General features: G+C 58.4%; 12 protein-coding genes, 2 tRNA genes, 3 rRNA genes and 1 pseudogene. 9 read left to right on the plus strand and 9 right to left on the minus strand.

The window, feature by feature from the left end; genetic code table 11:
- Positions 1–2: 2 nt before the first annotated feature.
- Both G5S35_RS18290 and G5S35_RS18295 read right to left on the minus strand, forming a co-directional pair.
- Positions 3–683 (minus strand): RraA family protein, encoded by a 681-nt coding sequence (locus G5S35_RS18290; RefSeq protein WP_183039366.1) that lies wholly within the window; start codon positions 681–683, stop codon positions 3–5.
- Positions 680–1372: an RraA family protein gene (locus G5S35_RS18295; protein ID WP_074985811.1), complete on the minus strand. Its 693-nt coding sequence runs from the start codon at positions 1370–1372 to the stop codon at positions 680–682. The genes G5S35_RS18290 and G5S35_RS18295 overlap by 4 nt, the downstream gene beginning before the upstream one ends.
- A 140-nt stretch (positions 1373–1512) precedes the next feature.
- Here G5S35_RS18295 and G5S35_RS18300 point away from each other — a divergent pair, with 140 nt between their 5' ends.
- The gene (locus tag G5S35_RS18300; protein ID WP_183039367.1) at positions 1513–2433 is read left to right on the plus strand and encodes a LysR substrate-binding domain-containing protein; all 921 of its coding nucleotides are present in this window, start codon (positions 1513–1515) and stop codon (positions 2431–2433) included.
- 218 nt (positions 2434–2651) lie between these two features.
- Positions 2652–3836, plus strand: a complete 1185-nt coding sequence (locus tag G5S35_RS18305) for a hypothetical protein (RefSeq protein ID WP_183039368.1) — start codon at positions 2652–2654, stop codon at positions 3834–3836.
- 140 nt (positions 3837–3976) lie between these two features.
- On the opposite strand, the gene argC is transcribed toward G5S35_RS18305, so the two are convergent.
- Positions 3977–4906 (minus strand): N-acetyl-gamma-glutamyl-phosphate reductase, encoded by a 930-nt coding sequence (gene argC / locus G5S35_RS18310; protein WP_183039369.1) that lies wholly within the window; start codon positions 4904–4906, stop codon positions 3977–3979.
- 128 nt (positions 4907–5034) lie between these two features.
- On the opposite strand from argC, the gene G5S35_RS18315 reads away from it, so the two are divergent.
- From G5S35_RS18315 to G5S35_RS18325, 3 genes and pseudogenes are all read left to right on the plus strand, one after another.
- On the plus strand, positions 5035–5919 hold the full coding sequence (locus G5S35_RS18315) for a LysR family transcriptional regulator (RefSeq protein ID WP_183039370.1): 885 nt from the start codon (positions 5035–5037) through the stop codon (positions 5917–5919).
- 231 nt (positions 5920–6150) lie between these two features.
- Positions 6151–6450: pseudogene (locus G5S35_RS18320) on the plus strand (site-specific integrase); the annotation flags it as partial.
- 317 nt (positions 6451–6767) lie between these two features.
- Positions 6768–7028 (plus strand): integrase core domain-containing protein, encoded by a 261-nt coding sequence (locus G5S35_RS18325; RefSeq protein WP_080180280.1) that lies wholly within the window; start codon positions 6768–6770, stop codon positions 7026–7028.
- A 364-nt stretch (positions 7029–7392) separates the two neighbouring features.
- On the opposite strand, the gene rrf is transcribed toward G5S35_RS18325, so the two are convergent.
- The 5 genes from rrf to G5S35_RS18350 all read right to left on the minus strand — a co-directional run bounded on the left by rrf (position 7393) and on the right by G5S35_RS18350 (position 12686).
- Positions 7393–7506 (minus strand): 5S ribosomal RNA (gene rrf / locus G5S35_RS18330).
- A gap of 196 nt (positions 7507–7702) precedes the next feature.
- A 23S ribosomal RNA gene (locus G5S35_RS18335) occupies positions 7703–10582 on the minus strand.
- 309 nt (positions 10583–10891) lie between these two features.
- Positions 10892–10967 (minus strand) — tRNA-Ala (locus G5S35_RS18340).
- 44 nt (positions 10968–11011) lie between these two features.
- Positions 11012–11088, minus strand: a tRNA-Ile gene (locus G5S35_RS18345).
- 65 nt (positions 11089–11153) lie between these two features.
- Positions 11154–12686, minus strand: a 16S ribosomal RNA gene (locus tag G5S35_RS18350).
- Together the 16S, 23S and 5S rRNA genes with 2 tRNA genes alongside form the textbook arrangement of a ribosomal RNA operon.
- Before the next feature lie 667 nt (positions 12687–13353).
- On the opposite strand from G5S35_RS18350, the gene G5S35_RS18355 reads away from it, so the two are divergent.
- The 4 genes from G5S35_RS18355 to G5S35_RS18370 all read left to right on the plus strand — a co-directional run bounded on the left by G5S35_RS18355 (position 13354) and on the right by G5S35_RS18370 (position 16653).
- Entirely contained in the window at positions 13354–13932 is a 579-nt protein-coding gene (locus tag G5S35_RS18355) for a TetR family transcriptional regulator C-terminal domain-containing protein (RefSeq protein WP_183039371.1), read from the plus strand.
- Positions 13933–13997: 65 nt separating this feature from the next.
- Positions 13998–15110, plus strand: coding sequence for an alkene reductase (locus G5S35_RS18360; RefSeq protein ID WP_183039372.1), 1113 nt, complete (start codon positions 13998–14000; stop codon positions 15108–15110).
- 38 nt (positions 15111–15148) lie between these two features.
- Entirely contained in the window at positions 15149–15922 is a 774-nt protein-coding gene (locus G5S35_RS18365) for an enoyl-CoA hydratase-related protein (RefSeq protein WP_065057944.1), read from the plus strand.
- Between the two features lie 68 nt (positions 15923–15990).
- The gene (locus G5S35_RS18370; RefSeq protein WP_183039373.1) at positions 15991–16653 is read left to right on the plus strand and encodes an NAD(P)-dependent oxidoreductase; all 663 of its coding nucleotides are present in this window, start codon (positions 15991–15993) and stop codon (positions 16651–16653) included.
- A 585-nt stretch (positions 16654–17238) separates the two neighbouring features.
- Here the strand turns inward: G5S35_RS18370 and G5S35_RS18375 are convergent.
- Positions 17239–17844 carry a TetR/AcrR family transcriptional regulator gene (locus G5S35_RS18375; RefSeq protein WP_074986641.1) on the minus strand — a complete coding sequence of 202 codons (606 nt, stop codon included), beginning with the start codon at positions 17842–17844 and terminating at the stop codon, positions 17239–17241.
- Between the last annotated feature and the right edge of the window lie 359 nt (positions 17845–18203).

Consider the following 18203-nt stretch of genomic DNA (forward strand, 5'->3'; position numbering starts at 1 on the left):
GGTCAGCCTTTGGTTTGCAGCGTGTGATAACCGAGTGCGGCACGCGCATCATCCAGCGACTTGCCCTGGGCGATCTGTTCGCGGATCCGCGACTCGACTTCCTCGATCTGGCGAGCGATCTGCGCGACTTCGCGTGCGCGGCCACGCGGCACGAAGACAACGCCATTCGCATCAGCCACCACGATGTCGCGCGACGCGACGCGCGCGGTGCCGATTCCGACCGTCGCGTTCACCGATTCGACCTGCACGCGGTCCTTGCCGGTACGCATGAAGCGGCCCGCCGTGAACAGCGGATAGTTGTCACCGAGCGCCCTGTTGACATCGCGACAGACACCGTCGATGACCGTGCCGGCGATGCCGCGCAGTCCCGCGTACTGGGTCATGATGTCTCCCCAGACGGTGCAGTCGGTACGGCCGTCGTTGTCGAGCACGATGACATCGCCTTGCGCGACGTCGTCGATGAAGTCGCCGACCGTGCCGGGAGGATGGCTCGCGGGTACGTATTTGACAGTGAACGCGGGCCCCACCACGACCTTCGCATAGTTCGCCAGCGGCATGATGCCGAGTGCCTGACCATGCAGACCGAGTTTGTCCATCGCATCGGAAACGCCAGGGGTATCCAGTCCAGCGAAAAGCGCGACCAGTTCCTGATCTTCGGCAGCCGCCTTCTTCGGCTTCGTCATTTGAGACACTCCACAGAAATGATGTCGAATCCGCGCACTGCGATGGATTCGAATTCCTTGTCGTGCATGACCTCGGCAACCGAACGGCCAGCACGCACGGCCGTCACCATGCCATCCTGGCGGCGCGCAATACGCTCTCCGAGATCCAGCACTTCCTCGATGCGGGCGGCCGCTACGAACACCGTGCCGCAGCGATCGGCGACCACGTAGTCGTCTTCCTCGACGGTGACGCCCGCCATCTGGACGGGTTTGCCCGAATCAATCTGGATCACGCGGTTTCGCGCGCTGATCATCGTCACGCCGCGACCGAAAACGGGATAGCCGATCGATTCACTGCCATCGATGTCGCGGCTCAGGCCGTCGATCACTGATCCGCGAATCTGCTTTGCCGTGGCGGCATTGGCCAGGATGTCGCCCCAGCACGAGATGCCCTCCGCTCCGCCGGCGATGACCAGTACGCGGTCGTCCGTTGTCACGGCGTCGATGACGGGCGAAATCAGATGCACGGTCGGCTTCGCATCGGCTTTCGGCCCGAGCTGGATGGTGCTCGCCCGACCGACGATCTTCGGGCAGTTCCACAACGGTCGCAGTCCGTAGGTCGCACCGGGCAGACCGAGAAAGTCGAGCGCGTCGGAAACCGTGTTGGTGTCCAGCGCCGCGAGGCGATCAAGAATGGATGTCGGGTTCATCGCGCGTAGTTCCATGGAAGAGTGCGGCAATCCTCGCGCTTTCAGGTTGATATGTAAATTTCGTATTTCGTATCTCGCTGATACTAATTTCGGAACAGGCACAATGGTACGTTCACCGCCCCCTGACGAAAAAAACCGACATGAGCAATACGATCGATTTCAAGCTGATAAGGCAGTTATGGATGTTCCTCGCCGTCGCGGAGGAGCAGCACTATGGGCGGGCGGCGAAGCGGCTCAACATGTCGCAGCCGCCGCTGACGGAACAGATCAAGGTCCTTGAACAATCGCTCAAACTGCAGCTCTTTTACCGATCTCGCCAAGGCACGCAATTGAGCCCCGCAGGCGCGGCGATATTGCCCGCCATCCGGCAATTCGCGGAGCATGTGGAACGACTGGAACGCGTAGTCCGCGAAGTGGCGGCCGGTCAGTCAGGCGTGCTGCACGTCGGCGCGATCACTTCTGCCATGCTGGAAACGGTCCCGCCCGTGCTGGAAGCGCTCAAGCATGCGCATCCGCATCTGACCGTATTCGTGCGCGAAATCGATAGCGTCGACGCCATTCCCGCGCTCGAAGCGGGCGAGATCGATCTGGCATTTGTCCGTGTGGATGGCGAGGTCGGAAAGGGAATCGCCACCCTGCCGCTGGCCGAGGACAGATTGGCTGTAGCGCTTCCGAAGGATCATCCGCTTGCCGCGCTGCCCAGGGTTCGACTGCAATCGCTGACGAACGAACAGCTCGTGATGTCTTCCCGGCAGGTCAGCCCGGTCTACTTCGACTTGCTGACGTCGGTCTGCCGTTCGCACGGATTGACCCCACGCGTCACCCACGAGGTGCGCTCGGTCACCTCGCAGATCGCGTACGTCGGGTGCGGACAGGGCGTGGCGCTGATTCCGGCGACGATGCGAAAGCTGGCACCGGAGAATGTCGTGGTGAGGCCCCTGAAAGAGAAGATCATGGTTGTCACCGCGGCTTTGATATGGAATACCGAGCGTCACCATCCGATGGTCGACGAAGTCGTTTCATGGCTGAAAAAAGGGGCGGTGCGGCATTCGAGACACTGAGCGCCGCACTGGGTCGGCCGGGAGCGGCCCGCTGGAACAGCAGGCTCTTGAGCCGCGCGATCAGGGGCGCGTCGGCTGGCCCCTGATATGAACGCAGACGGGCGCGAATGGCGGTTGCATCGACCTCATGTACTGGTCGGCTGCTTTGCGGTCTCGTATAGCCCATTTCCATACTGAGGGAGCTGCCGGGATCCAGTGCAGGTCGCCGGACGCGACGCGTGGCCGTTGCCCACCCCGGAAAACATCAGAAAGACCGCGTAATCAAGCGTAAACGCCTTCCAGGCGCCATCGGTACAATTGCGATTGCAGCAATCTGCACCTGGCGCACACTCGGCTGCACACGCGATGTGTCGTTCGCGTTGATCGTCGGTAAGGGGATGCGGCCAGCCGTCTCAGCCCATTTGAGGTACCTAGTGACCGCGGCAGTCGTTTTCGTGCGTCGACAATCGCCGGATTGGCAAAGCCTTTCCCGGGATTATCGCCAGGGCCTGGCCATCGATCCTTCCCGTTACGTTCCGGACCATCCTGTGCCGGGCTTCCCCGATCGGCTGGTGTCGTTGATCGGCGAATGGAACCGGCGTTTCTCCATCGACTTCTTTACCTTCCGGCATGCGGTCGCGATGCTTTCGCGCCGCAATATCTCGGCGATCCCTGATGCCAGAATGCTGACGCTCGACCAGCTTTCGGTTGTCGCTCAGTGTGCTTCGGTGGAGCGTGGCTACGTCTATTTCCATGACGACGACGACTTCTTCGCGCCGCATCTGCCGGAGGTCATCCGTGCGGCAAAGACGGATGCCGACAGCATCGTGACACCGTTGTTCCGCCTCGGCAGCGAACGCCATTCCACCTTCGTCACCGGCGACATTACGCCGGATTTCCAGTGGGGTGAGCGTAAGCCGCATGATTTCCGCTATCAGACCAATAACTACGGTATCGCGGCCTGTCGCTGTACGACGATCGCGGAACTGAGTGCGCTGAAAGACCATGTGCTTGCATCGCGTTACGCCGATGAGCACGGCTTTCGCGACGAGGTTCTGCCTTCGGTGATCAGTGCGACGGTCAAGACCCCTGCGTCGGCGTCAATGCTGCACGTCTTCCGCGGACGACGCAGCAGCCATCGGGCAGCGTTCGACGCGTTTCTTGCGAGTTGCAGGCATGCGGCAGAGGATCTGCCATCGACCTATAACTGGTTGTCCGAGCCCCTTGGCAAGATCCATCGGCTGGTCGAGCATGTGTACCGCGGCGATGGGTACGTTGCCATTCACGATCTGCTCGGCGAGGATCATGCAGACCTGTCGGCTGGATCGCTTGCTGGTGGCGCGCGAAGAGAAACGGTTCCGGCACAGGGTTCCATCGTTGCGCGGATTCTCAGCGCCGTGCCGAACTGGCGTCGACGCGGCTGATGGCATCTGGGGAAGAAACTGTTTAGCGGACTCGGGGGCTTTTGACTGACTCGCGCCGTTCCTCACGACAGATCCCAACGATTTCAGGCTCGATCCCGGAAGCTCGTAAATAGCGGCGACGCGTTTGCCATGGCCATTCGCTATCCGCGATCCGGCATCAGATTCAGGTTCTGAACAGCAGCACCCGATGCTCCCTTGCCGAGATTATCGAAAACCGCGGCGAGCAATACCTGCCCGTGCTCGACGTTCTGGAAGACGCACAGGTTCATATCGTTCGTCCCATTCAGCACCTGCGGATCCAGGTGCTTTAATGCGCCCGATTCCTCCAGCGGCAAGACGCGAACATGGGCCGCATCGGCATAGTGGCGCGCGAGGCAGGCATGTAACGTCGCGCCGTCCGCGCCAGATGCAAGCAGGCGTGACGCCAGCGGCACCGTTAGCACGATGCCCTGCCGGAACGCACCGTACGCGGGAACAAAAACAGGACGCTGCCCGAGCCGGGCATGTTGCTCGATCTCCGGCGTATGCTTGTGCGCAAGCTCCAGACCATAGACCTGATACGACGGCGCGTTCGCTGCGCCCGGCCCTTCATGTTCGTCCACGCCAGCACGCCCGCGTCCCGAGTATCCGGAGACCGCGTGAATACTGATCGGGTAGTTGTCCGGGATGAGCCCAGCCGCCATCAAGGGATGCAGCAAGCCGATTGCGCCGGTCGGATAGCAGCCGGGATTCGTCACCCTGCGCGCGTTCGCGATGCGCTCCGCCTGCCCCGGCGTCATTTCCGGAAAACCATAGACCCAATCCGGATGGGTCCGATGCGCCGAGCTGGCGTCGATCACTCTCACGTCAGGATTCACGATGGCGTCTACGGCCTCGCGCGCGGCGGCATCCGGCAAACAGAGCATGGCGATATCGCAGGCGTTGATCGCTTCCGTGCGACGCCGCGGATCTTTGCGCTCTGCGGACGCGAGCGTGAGCACGCGGATATCGGTCCGGTCGCGTAGCCGTTCGTGGATTTGCAGGCCGGTGGTGCCCTGGTCGCCGTCGATGAAAACTACGGGAGAACTCATACGAGGATCGCTCCGCTGACTGTGAGTGCTAACAGGTAGAAGGAGCCCTATGTTGCGCGGAAGGTTAGAATAGGGAAAGTTGAATTTCGTGACTTCTACATTCAGTTTTTCTGAATCTGGTCGACATCATGCGAGAGATCAGTCTGGACCGTTTGCGCACTCTGGTTGCAGTCACCGACCGGGGTTCCTTCGCCGATGCGGCGCGCGCATTGCATCTCGCACCTCCAACGGTCAGCCTTCACATCGCCGAACTCGAAGAACGCATCGGGGCGCCGCTGCTACTACGCAGGCGCGGCCATGTGGCGCCGACGTCGATCGGCGATCTGCTGGTGGAGCGTGCGCGCCGGTTGCTGGCCGACGCGGAGCAGGCGTTGGACGATGTTCAGCGGCAGGTCGAAGGGCTCGAAGGACGCGCGCGTCTCGGCGCATCCACGGGCGTGATCGCACATCTACTGCCTCAAGCGCTGGAGGCGCTGCGCGAGCACCACCCCGCCATCGACGTTCAGATTGCCGTGCTGACTTCGCAGGAGACCCTGTCGCGGCTGGTGGAGGGGACGTTGGATATCGGGCTGGTCGCGCTACCTCAGCCTGCGGTGGCCGGACTCGTCATCAAGCCCTGGCGCCGCGATCCGGTGATGGCGTTTGTGCCGGCCCATTGGCAATGCCCGGCGCGCGTGACTCCTGAATGGCTCGCTGCCCAGCCACTCATTCTCAACGACGCGACCACGCGTCTCTCGCGCTTGACTACGGAGTGGTTCGCGGCCGGTGGTCACCACCCTGCGCCGCGCATCGAGCTTAACTACAACGATGCGATCAAGAGTCTGGTAGCAGCGGGTTACGGCGCAGCGCTGTTGCCCCATGAGGCCACGACGCCAATACCCGACAAGCGCATTGTCATGCGTCCGCTACGCCCTGCGTTATGGCGACGGCTCGGTATTGCGTATCGCGCGGGGCACGTTGAGCGGTCCACGCAACATGTACTTGATGTGTTGTGGGATTTGCGACTGGCGTAGTCGCCGCCACCAACACAGGGGCGTTCGGCGAAACGCACCACGAGCTTTTTTCCATGTGAGCTCACGCCGCGATTCTGCCGTGACAAGTCGTTCGAACCTTTCCTGGTGAGCGCTCGCGAACGACCGCGTAGTGGCGGCCACAAACAGCCGTTGGCACATGGTCGGACAGGAGGCCGCTCGGGGTAGGGTAGCGACCACTGCTTCCACTGCGAGACGGCCCGCTGGATCGTCATGGAAACGGAGAATGGTCAGGCAGGCAACCGTGTGCCGTGGAACAAGGGAAAACCAACCGGCCAGAAGCCGCCGTTGAATCTTCCGGAAATTTGGGCGATACGCACCCGGCTCCAGATGTCTTCGAACATTCGCAAGCTGGCTATGTTCAATCTTGCAATTGATAGCAAACTTCGAGCGTGCGATCTGGCGCGGCTGTAGGTGCAAGACGTCTGCCAAGGTGCCCATGTTGGTTCGCGTGCAATGGTGATGCAGCAGAAGACGCAACGACCGGTTCAATCCGAGACAACGGAGCAGACCGAGGTCTGACGGCAACATGGCCGGCGAACAGACGCTTACCGACCAGATGCAGGCAATGACCGTCAGACCTGAACGCCCATTGAAAGCGGTCGTTCGGAATCTCCTCGCGACCCGTTCAATCTGTGAAACCTGCCTGTCGCAGTAGCCCATCAACGAAAGTTCTCGGGTTCTAAGTGTTCGCGCGAGCAGCCACGCACCCGGAGCCATGCAGGACTATTGACGTTCACCCAGAATTGACCCACCTAGACCCGTAGTCTTCATCGAATTTACCGACGTGATTGAATGCCCTGCTCAACCTTTGAGCAGCGGATACAGAGGTGATCATCCGTCCTGGAGAGCCGGTGGAAAACGCACACATCGAAAGCTTCAACGACCGGCTGCGCGAAAGGTGTTTGAAGCAGCATGCGTTCGTCAGTCTCGACGATGCTCGCACGCCGATCAAAGCGTGCCGCACGGACTACAACTCGGTGCGCCCGCATAGTGCCTTGAGGCAACTGGCACCGGACCAATTCCGACAACTGCATCAACCGAAAACCGGCGAGACCACTAACTTACGAATGGTGCACTCGGCAGGGTGAGGTCAGTCGGGCCAGATCTTTTACCCTCGGTGTCTCTTCGGTAAATCGCGCGCTTACCGGAAGGAACACAACGGGGAAGGCATGATGCACCACTGGCTCGCCGAGCATCACGTGCTCGAGCGCGTGCGCCGCAGACATTGAGCTGAGGCGGGGGCCATTGCGGCCCTTGGTTGTGGTCAGACGGACGTTGCGTCTATTCTGCGGCTGCTCGATAGCAGCTGCGGGGAGCGGTTTGCTATTCGCGCTACCGTGAGCTAGCCGAGCACGTTAGTCACTAGACGGCACGCGTATTTCCCACGCCCAAACGCCAGAACCCCGGCTCTCTTTCTGGAGAAGCCGGGGTTCTGGACGTACTGCATAAGAAGCCTGACGATTACCTACTTTCACACGGGCAATCCGCACTATCATCGGCGTAGAGTCGTTTCACGGTCCTGTTCGGGATGGGAAGGGGTGGGACCGACTCGCTATGGTCATCAGGCATGACGGGTTGCTGCGTCGCCTTTGGGGGCGCCACAGCCAATCTGGAAGAAGCGTAAAGAGTTTTTACTGAATTCGGGTTGTGTTGTTTATATCGGCACAACACTGATCTCTCAACCGTGCGCTTTGCCCCCTGCGGGGGTGGGATGCCCGTAAGTGCTGAAGCACTAACGATCATCGCAAAACACACCTGTTATAGGATCAAGCCTTACGGGCAATTAGTATCAGTTAGCTTAACGCATTACTGCGCTTCCACACCTGACCTATCAACGTCCTGGTCTTGAACGACCCTTCAAGGGGCTCGAAGCCCCGGGGATATCTCATCTCAAGGCGAGTTTCCCGCTTAGATGCTTTCAGCGGTTATCTCTTCCGAACATAGCTACCCGGCGATGCCACTGGCGTGACAACCGGTACACCAGAGGTTCGTCCACTCCGGTCCTCTCGTACTAGGAGCAGGTCCCTTCAAATATCCAGCGCCCACGGCAGATAGGGACCAAACTGTCTCACGACGTTTTAAACCCAGCTCACGTACCTCTTTAAATGGCGAACAGCCATACCCTTGGGACCGGCTACAGCCCCAGGATGAGATGAGCCGACATCGAGGTGCCAAACACCGCCGTCGATATGAACTCTTGGGCGGTATCAGCCTGTTATCCCCAGAGTACCTTTTATCCGTTGAGCGATGGCCCTTCCATACAGAACCACCGGATCACTATGACCTGCTTTCGCACCTGCTCGACTTGTCAGTCTCGCAGTCAAGCACGCTTATGCCATTGCACTATCAGCACGATTTCCGACCGTACCTAGCGTACCTTCGTACTCCTCCGTTACCCTTTGGGAGGAGACCGCCCCAGTCAAACTGCCTACCATGCACTGTCCCCGATCCGGATTACGGACCAAGGTTAGAACCTCAAACAGATCAGGGTGGTATTTCAAGGACGGCTCCATGCAGACTAGCGTCCACACTTCACAGCCTCCCACCTATCCTACACAAACCGGTTCAAAGTCCAATGCAAAGCTACAGTAAAGGTTCATGGGGTCTTTCCGTCTAGCCGCGGGGAGATTGCATCATCACAAACACTTCAACTTCGCTGAGTCTCGGGAGGAGACAGTGTGGCCATCGTTACGCCATTCGTGCAGGTCGGAACTTACCCGACAAGGAATTTCGCTACCTTAGGACCGTTATAGTTACGGCCGCCGTTTACCGGGACTTCAATCAAGAGCTTGCACCCCATCATTTAATCTTCCGGCACCGGGCAGGCGTCACACCCTATACGTCCACTTTCGTGTTTGCAGAGTGCTGTGTTTTTATTAAACAGTCGCAGCCACCAGTTTATTGCAACCCCTTCACCCTCCTGGCGCAGGCCAGTCAAGCTACAAGGGCGTACCTTATCCCGAAGTTACGGTACCAATTTGCCGAGTTCCTTCTCCCGAGTTCTCTCAAGCGCCTTAGAATACTCATCTCGCCCACCTGTGTCGGTTTGCGGTACGGTCACTGTTGAACTGAAGCTTAGAGGCTTTTCTTGGAACCACTTCCAGTTGCTTCTGCTCCGAAGAGCATGGCCTCGCACCCTTGAATTCCGCGCCCGGATTTGCCAAAGCGCCTTCTCCAATGCAAGGACCGGGACTTCCAACACCCGGACAACCTTCCGCGATCCGTCCCCCCATCGCATTCAACAATGGTGCAGGAATATTGACCTGCTTCCCATCAGCTACGCATTTCTGCCTCGCCTTAGGGGCCGACTCACCCTACGCCGATGAACGTTGCGTAGGAAACCTTGGGCTTACGGCGAGGGGGCCTTTCACCCCCTTTATCGCTACTCATGTCAGCATTCGCACTTCTGATACCTCCAGCACGCTTTTCAACGCACCTTCGCAGGCTTACAGAACGCTCTCCTACCATGCACATAAATGTGCATCCGCAGCTTCGGTATATGGCTTAGCCCCGTTACATCTTCCGCGCAGGACGACTCGATCAGTGAGCTATTACGCTTTCTTTAAAGGGTGGCTGCTTCTAAGCCAACCTCCTGACTGTTTTAGCCTTCCCACTTCGTTTCCCACTTAGCCATATTTGGGGACCTTAGCTGGCGGTCTGGGTTGTTTCCCTCTTGACACCGGACGTTAGCACCCGATGTCTGTCTCCCGTGATTGCACTCTTCGGTATTCGGAGTTTGCTATGGCGACGTAATCCGCAATGGACCCATCAACCATGACAGTGCTCTACCCCCGAAGGTGATACACGAGGCACTACCTAAATAGTTTTCGGAGAGAACCAGCTATTTCCAGGTTTGTTTAGCCTTTCACCCCTATCCACAGCTCATCCCCTAACTTTTCAACGTTAGTGGGTTCGGTCCTCCAGCACGTGTTACCGTGCCTTCAACCTGGCCATGGATAGATCACCTGGTTTCGGGTCTACACCCAGCGACTGAACGCCCTGTTCGGACTCGCTTTCGCTACGCCTGCCCTATTCGGTTAAGCTTGCCACTGAATGTAAGTCGCTGACCCATTATACAAAAGGTACGCCGTCACCCCTTGCGAGGCTCCGACTGTTTGTATGCATGCGGTTTCAGGATCTATTTCACTCCCCTCCCGGGGTTCTTTTCGCCTTTCCCTCACGGTACTGGTTCACTATCGGTCGATCACGAGTATTTAGCCTTGGAGGATGGTCCCCCCATCTTCAGACAGGATTTCACGTGTCCCGCCCTACTTGTCGTACACCTAGTTCTTCCTCGCTGTTTTCGCCTACGGGGCTATCACCCACTATGGCCGCACTTTCCAGAGCGTTTGGCTAACAACGAAGATAAAGAGTACAGGCTGATCCCATTTCGCTCGCCACTACTTTGGGAATCTCGGTTGATTTCTTTTCCTGCGGCTACTTAGATGTTTCAGTTCGCCGCGTTCGCTTCACATGACCTATGTATTCAGTCATGGATACTCCATACGGAGTGGGTTTCCCCATTCGGATATCGGTGGATCAAAGCTTGTTTGCCAGCTCCCCACCGCTTTTCGCAGGCTACCGCGTCCTTCATCGCCTGTGATCGCCAAGGCATCCACCACATGCACTTGTTCGCTTGACCCTATAACGGGTGTGTCTCATGATCCCCGGAGGAACCACTCAATCCACTCGCTACAGGTTGAGTATTCGTGTTGCGCCGTATTTCAAGGCAATCTTTCGATCACTTAAAAATACATTGATACAATCACAACCCTGATTCACTTACTCCACACCCATCTCTAAGTGTGTTTCAGATGAATCTCTTTACTACTTCTTCCTGATTGTTAAAGAACGACAGCCGACATGGTTTTACTCACATCGCTCTGACTGGCTCAATCGCCAATGCGTAATACCCGGTTTGTGTTGCTACCGGACACTAGGCATTGAAGATTGGTGGAGGATGACGGGATCGAACCGACGACCCCCTGCTTGCAAAGCAGGTGCTCTCCCAGCTGAGCTAATCCCCCAGTCAAAACAACTCAAGGGATCTGTCTCGCCTTTGCAGACAAAGTGGTGGGTCTGGATGGATTCGAACCATCGACCCCCGCCTTATCAAGACGGTGCTCTAACCGACTGAGCTACAGACCCCTGAGTCTGTCTTTATTACAGCCGACAAGTGTGAGCGCTTTGATACGCGAGTGCGTGAGCTCTGGAAAGGAGGTGATCCAGCCGCACCTTCCGATACGGCTACCTTGTTACGACTTCACCCCAGTCATGAATCCTGCCGTGGTGACCGTCCTCCTTGCGGTTAGACTAGCCACTTCTGGCAAAACCCACTCCCATGGTGTGACGGGCGGTGTGTACAAGACCCGGGAACGTATTCACCGCGGCATGCTGATCCGCGATTACTAGCGATTCCAGCTTCACGCAGTCGAGTTGCAGACTGCGATCCGGACTACGATCGGTTTTCTGGGATTGGCTCCACCTCGCGGCTTGGCAACCCTCTGTTCCGACCATTGTATGACGTGTGAAGCCCTACCCATAAGGGCCATGAGGACTTGACGTCATCCCCACCTTCCTCCGGTTTGTCACCGGCAGTCTCCCTGGAGTGCTCTTGCGTAGCAACTAGGGACAAGGGTTGCGCTCGTTGCGGGACTTAACCCAACATCTCACGACACGAGCTGACGACAGCCATGCAGCACCTGTGTTACGGCTCCCTTTCGGGCACTCCCACCTCTCAGCAGGATTCCGTACATGTCAAGGGTAGGTAAGGTTTTTCGCGTTGCATCGAATTAATCCACATCATCCACCGCTTGTGCGGGTCCCCGTCAATTCCTTTGAGTTTTAATCTTGCGACCGTACTCCCCAGGCGGTCAACTTCACGCGTTAGCTACGTTACCAAGTCAATGAAGACCCGACAACCAGTTGACATCGTTTAGGGCGTGGACTACCAGGGTATCTAATCCTGTTTGCTCCCCACGCTTTCGTGCATGAGCGTCAGTATTGACCCAGGGGGCTGCCTTCGCCATCGGTATTCCTCCACATCTCTACGCATTTCACTGCTACACGTGGAATTCCACCCCCCTCTGCCATACTCAAGCGATGCAGTCACCAATGCAGTTCCCAGGTTGAGCCCGGGGATTTCACATCGGTCTTACATCACCGCCTGCGCACGCTTTACGCCCAGTAATTCCGATTAACGCTTGCACCCTACGTATTACCGCGGCTGCTGGCACGTAGTTAGCCGGTGCTTATTCTTCCGGTACCGTCATCCCCCGGCCATATTAGGACCAGGGATTTCTTTCCGGACAAAAGTGCTTTACAACCCGAAGGCCTTCTTCACACACGCGGCATTGCTGGATCAGGCTTTCGCCCATTGTCCAAAATTCCCCACTGCTGCCTCCCGTAGGAGTCTGGGCCGTGTCTCAGTCCCAGTGTGGCTGGTCGTCCTCTCAGACCAGCTACGGATCGTCGCCTTGGTGAGCCTTTACCTCACCAACTAGCTAATCCGCCATCGGCCGCCCCTATAGCGCGAGGTCCGAAGATCCCCCGCTTTCATCCGTAGATCGTATGCGGTATTAATCCGGCTTTCGCCGGGCTATCCCCCACTACAGGACACGTTCCGATGTATTACTCACCCGTTCGCCACTCGCCACCAGGTGCAAGCACCCGTGCTGCCGTTCGACTTGCATGTGTAAGGCATGCCGCCAGCGTTCAATCTGAGCCAGGATCAAACTCTTCAGTTTAAACCTGTTACTGTTTTCGGTTCTCTCGAACCGGTCGCTCACTCAAAGCTGACAGGTATCTGAATTGCTTCAAAAACCTGACTTACTTTAGTGTGAGACTCTTGATACTTTTGCTTCTCCTGACGTGCTCCGAAGAACCCGTCAGGTCGCATCACCCATCAAGCGCCCACACTTATCGGCTGTAAATTTTTAAAGAACAATTTCGTCTCAATCGCTTCGTTTTCGTTCGCAGCGATCAGCGAAGGAGGCGAATTATGAATGCGATCCGACCTCGCGTCAAGCATATCTGCAAAATAATTTACGCGCCCTCTCGAGGCTGCGTCAGCCTTCAAAAATTGCGGCAAATCGGTAGTAGGCAACTACATGACATAGAGTCACGCCCCCCGGCAGCTACCGTATTACAGCGCGCCAGGCAACGTGCCTGGTACTTATCATCCACCCGGCTTTAACGGCCCACGATTTCTCGCACGACGCATGCATTAGCCTGGGCGGCCAAGTCCACGCCACCTGGCTAACGGAGCGTCTAAGTCGCTTGGGGCGGTCAGCGACCATCGGCAGACGGACACAATGGTTCTCCGTCATCCACTCGCACACGCGCGGTTACACACTCTGTTGACAAATCAAGACGACCGGTCATATTATGCGTTCAACCTAGGAGTAACGATCGATGGCCCGTCCGAGCATGAAGCAGGAAATCATTGAAGCCGGTCTTCAGACCCTTCATTTGTATGGATTCAACGGATCGGCGGTCGGCGACATCACTGGTGCGGCGGGCGTGCCTAAAGGCTCGTTCTACAACCACTTCGAGAGCAAGGACGCACTGGCCCTCGTCGCGCTGGACGCTTACTGGGAACGCGGCTCGGACCGGATCGCCGTGCTCGCCGATTCCAGCATCGACCCGGTCGAGCGTCTGCGCCACTATTTCGCCGCCCTCGCCGACTTCATCGCCGATAAGGATTTTCGCTACGGTTGCCTGATCGGCAATTTCAGCACGGAGTTGGCTTCGCACCATGAAGCGGTGCGAAGCCGCCTCGCGTCTTTATACGAAACCTGGACCCGCGCGATCGAAGCCTGCGTGCAGGAGGCCATCGATGCAAAGCGCACGCCGCCAGCACTTTCCGCCCGCGACATCGCATCGTTCCTGCTGAATTCGTGGGAAGGCACGGTCCTCCGCGCCAAAGTGCAGCAGGATCGCGGTCCGCTCGACCTGTTCGCCAGCGTCATCTTCAGCACCCTGTTCAAATAACGTACAAAAGCCTTCGGGCTTTTTTTGCAGACCATCTAAAACGACCGGTCATATTGGAGTTCGACATGAAACTGTTTGCGCCCTTCGCGTTGGGTCCGTTCCCTCTGAAGCATCGCGTCGTCATGCCGCCGCTCACGCGTATGCGGGCGGATGCCGATGGCGTGCCGTCGCCGTTGGCCGCGACCTACTACGGGCAGCGGGCCAGCGAGGGCGGACTGGTTATCGCCGAGGCCACGCAGATTTCACAGCAAGGCCAAGGCTATCCGCAGACGCCCGGCATCGTCACCGACAATCAGGTCGTCGCCTGGCAGCGCGTCACGCAGGCCGTGAAGGCACGCGGCGCGGTGATGTTTCTCCAGCTTTGGCACGTCGGCCGCATTTCCCATTCGTCGTTCCAGCGCAATGGTTCGCCGCCCGTCGCACCGTCCGCCATCCAGCCCGCCGGCAACGCATTCACGAGCACGTTTGCGCGCGTGCCGTACGAAACGCCCCATGCGCTCGACGTGAACGAAATCGCGGCGATCGTCGCGGATTTCCGCAAGGCCGCAGAGAACGCGAAAGTCGCGGGTTTCGATGGCGTGGAGATTCACGGCGCGAACGGCTATCTCCTTCAACAGTTTCTCGAAGACAAGACCAACCACCGCACGGACCGCTACGGCGGATCGATCGAGAATCGCGCGCGCCTGCTTTTCGAGGTCATCGATGCTGTTGCCGACGTGTGGCCGCTCGAACGAATCGGGGTTCGCCTGTCCCCGTACTGCAACGTCGGTGACATTGCGGACAGCGATCCGCAGACGCTTTATCGATACGTCATTGGCGAGTTGTCCGAGCGGGGCATCGCCTATCTGCACCTGATCGAGTCGCAGACAAGTTGGGCATCCGCATCCGTGAGCACCACCCAGCGCGAAACGCCGAAGTCGATTGCCGCGCTTTTCCGCCCGTATTTCAAGGGCCCGTTGATCGCATCGGGCGGATTCACGCGCGAAAGCGCGGAGCGCACGCTCGTGGAAGGCCACGCGGATCTGATCGCGTTCGGCCGGCCGTTCATCGCGAACCCCGATCTGCCGGACCGTCTGAAACGTGGCGCGAGCCTGAACGAAGCCGATCAGAAGACGTTCTACGGCGGCGCCGAACACGGCTACACCGACTATCGGGAACTCGCCGAAACCGCGCTTTAAGCGCACTTCCACAAGCCCATCGCAATCGGAGACAGCAATTGGTCGAACACATAAAACAGGCACTTTCGCAGGGCATTCTCACGCTCACCATCGCGCGCGCGGACAAGAAAAACGCCTTGACCAACGATATGTACGGCGCGCTCGCCGACGCCCTGACGCAAGCCGAAAAAGACGACGCCATTCGCGTCGTACTCATTCAGGCAGACGGCGACATGTTCACCGCGGGCAACGACCTCGCGGAATTTGCCGAGCAATCCGCCGGAAACGGGCCGGAAGAATTGCAGGTCGTTCGCTTCGTGCGCGCGCTCGCCAACGCGACGGTCACGATCGTCGCGGCGGTGAACGGCAAGGCGGTCGGCATCGGCACGACGATGCTGCTCCATTGCGATCACGTGCTGCTCGCCGACGATGCACAGCTCATCACGCCGTTCGTCAATCTCGCGCTCGTTCCCGAAGCGGCGTCGAGCTATCTGCTGCCGCTCACGATCGGCCACGTGAAGGCGTTCGAGATGTTCGCGCTGGGCGATCCGGTGGACGCCGCCACCGCGGTGTCATGGGGCGTCGCGAACCGCGTGGTGCCCGCCGCGACGTTGCGTGAGGAAGCGCAACACGTTGCGGAGCGATTCGCTTCGAAGCCAGTCGGTTCGCTCACGGCGATGAAGCGACTGATGCGCGACGCGGCCCGGATCACCGATCAGGTCAACAGCGAGCGCTTCATCTTCAGGAAGCGCCTCAAGAGCGCGGAAGCCAAAGAAGCCTTCGCGGCGTTCGCCGACAAGCGCAAGCCCGACTTCACGAAAATCTCGGGCTAACGCGTAACGTCCAACGATCATGCGGCGCAATTGCCGGCCGCATTCAACCGATCCATCTGGAAACGAACATGAAAATTGCACTTCTCGCCGCGACCGGTCGCGCCGGTCTCACCATTCTTGCAGATCTGGTCGCACGCGGCCATAGCGTCGTGGCCGTCGCGCGCAATCCTTCGAAGCTTCCCGAGCCGCTTCCGGGAACCGTGCGGGTCGTCCGCGATGATCTGGGCGATGCCGAGCGTCTCGCGCAAATCATTGCGGGCGTCGATGCCGTCGTCAGCGCGTTTGGTCCCGCGACCAGCGATCCGCGCTTCACGACCGACACGAGCTATACCGATCAGCTGGTTGAAGTCACCGAACGTGTCATTGCGGCCGTCGATCAAGCCGCGATCCCGCGTTTGCTCGTCGTCGGCGGCGCGGGCTCGCTGCAGTTCTCGCCGGGCGTGCGTGTGCTCGAATCGGGACATTGGCCTGCGCCCTACGTGCCGATCGCGACTTCGCATGTGAAGGCATTCGCCGCGCTGCGTGCATCGACGATCGACTGGACCTATTTCAGCCCGCCGATCCTGATCCAGCCGGGCGAACGCACCGGAAAATTCCGGCTGGGCAAGGACGATCTGATCCGTGACGCGGACGGCAAGAGCCACGTCTCGTTTGAGGATTATGCGGTTGCAGTAGTCGACGAACTTGAGCAGCCGCAGAACCGCTGCGCGCGCTTCACCGTCGGTTACTAGCGCGGCCTTACATGCCAATCTATTTGCCGACGATCTTAGTCTGCGGGTGTCGGCGATTCTGCTGGCTCTGCGTGGCAGGTCGGCAAATGAAACCTCTCGTCTCGCGGCTTTCATGAAGCCGCGGGCAGTTGAATGAACCGATGTGGACCGCTTGCCAACGTATACCTGCCGCTCAGCTTTGCAGGCCACGAAGCCGGCTCGGGGTTTCGCATGAAAGGCCGCGCCCACGGCAAGCGCCACGCCTGGTCGTCGGGCGCTAGTCGGCCATGAGCCGTCGTTGCCAAGCTGTCGTTTGGTGGCAGCTTTAGGCTTTGCAGCCGACATCGTAATTTTGGTTTTCGTCTGGCGAGCGAAGAGCTCATCAACGTCCAATAATGGACTACCGTCAGGATTCCTTTGCACGTCACGTTGACGCAATACGAACGGCCGGGTTCTCACTGCAGCGAAACCATGCGGCAATTGGCTCAAGGTCTAAGTCATCTTTATACGGACTGAGCCCCGGGCGCCTCATGGAATCTCCATCATCACTATCGCCTGCCGGTTTGCGGCATTTCCGAATCCTCAGCAGCCTGGACTTCGCCGGGACTAGGGATTCGCGTAGCCGTGCAAGAACGCCGACACCGCCGACGCAACAGCCTTCTTCAATCTGATCTCGTTTGGCTGCCGTTCAACACACCAAAGCTGGCGCTCCAGAATTGACGACTCACACAAAGCCTTAAAATGCAAAGCAAGCGTCGTTGAATCCACCGGCCTTATAGCTGAGTTTGCCAATAGTTCGTCGAATACCCGGATGAGCGCTTCGATCGTTCGCTTGGGTCCGTTTTCATAGAAGATCCGAGCAAGGTCAGGCAGTCTCCTGGCTTCACTGATGATCAGGCGATCCAGCGCGACCACGTTTGGCGTCGTGATCAGCCGAAGAAACTCAAGACCAAGCTTTGTCAGCGTCTTCTCAATGTTCCTCCCGTCGACCGGGACATCAATCAGTCGCTCAACGGCACTACGGCCCGCTTCAACAACGAAAGCCTCGAACAGTTCTTCTTTCGATGCAAAGTAGTTGTACAACGTGACCTTTGACCCACCGACGTCGGCCGCGATCATGTCCATTGAAACTGACGAAAAACCACGATCGACGAAAAGTCGTCCAGCTGATTCTATGTAAGCAAGTCGTCGGCTTTCTGTCTTGACGCGCAATTTCTATCTCGCATGCAATAACTGTACCCCATCGTACATTTTTATTGACCTCACGTCCAGGCCACTTATAACAGTGCACATTAGTACAGCTTTGTGGCCGTTCATGCCGACCTTAGCAACCGGTTTTCTAGCTGTCCATCTCTCCTCGCCGAGCAGGTGAAGTCGTGACAAGTTCTCCCCCTCCTCTCCGCCCACGCATCGACACCTGTGTCCTTCGCGCGTCATACGAATTGCGCGGCACTGCTCGCCCGGCAGCAGCGGCTGCATTCGGTCGGCCGCAGGGGCTGTTGCAGGCCATGTCTATCGGTGCAGCACGAACCGCGTCCGTATCCGTTCTGACACCTACTTGCTATGAGACA

The sequence above is a fragment of the Paraburkholderia tropica genome (assembly GCF_014171495.1).
GTDB classification, from domain to species: Bacteria; Pseudomonadota; Gammaproteobacteria; order Burkholderiales; family Burkholderiaceae; genus Paraburkholderia; species Paraburkholderia tropica.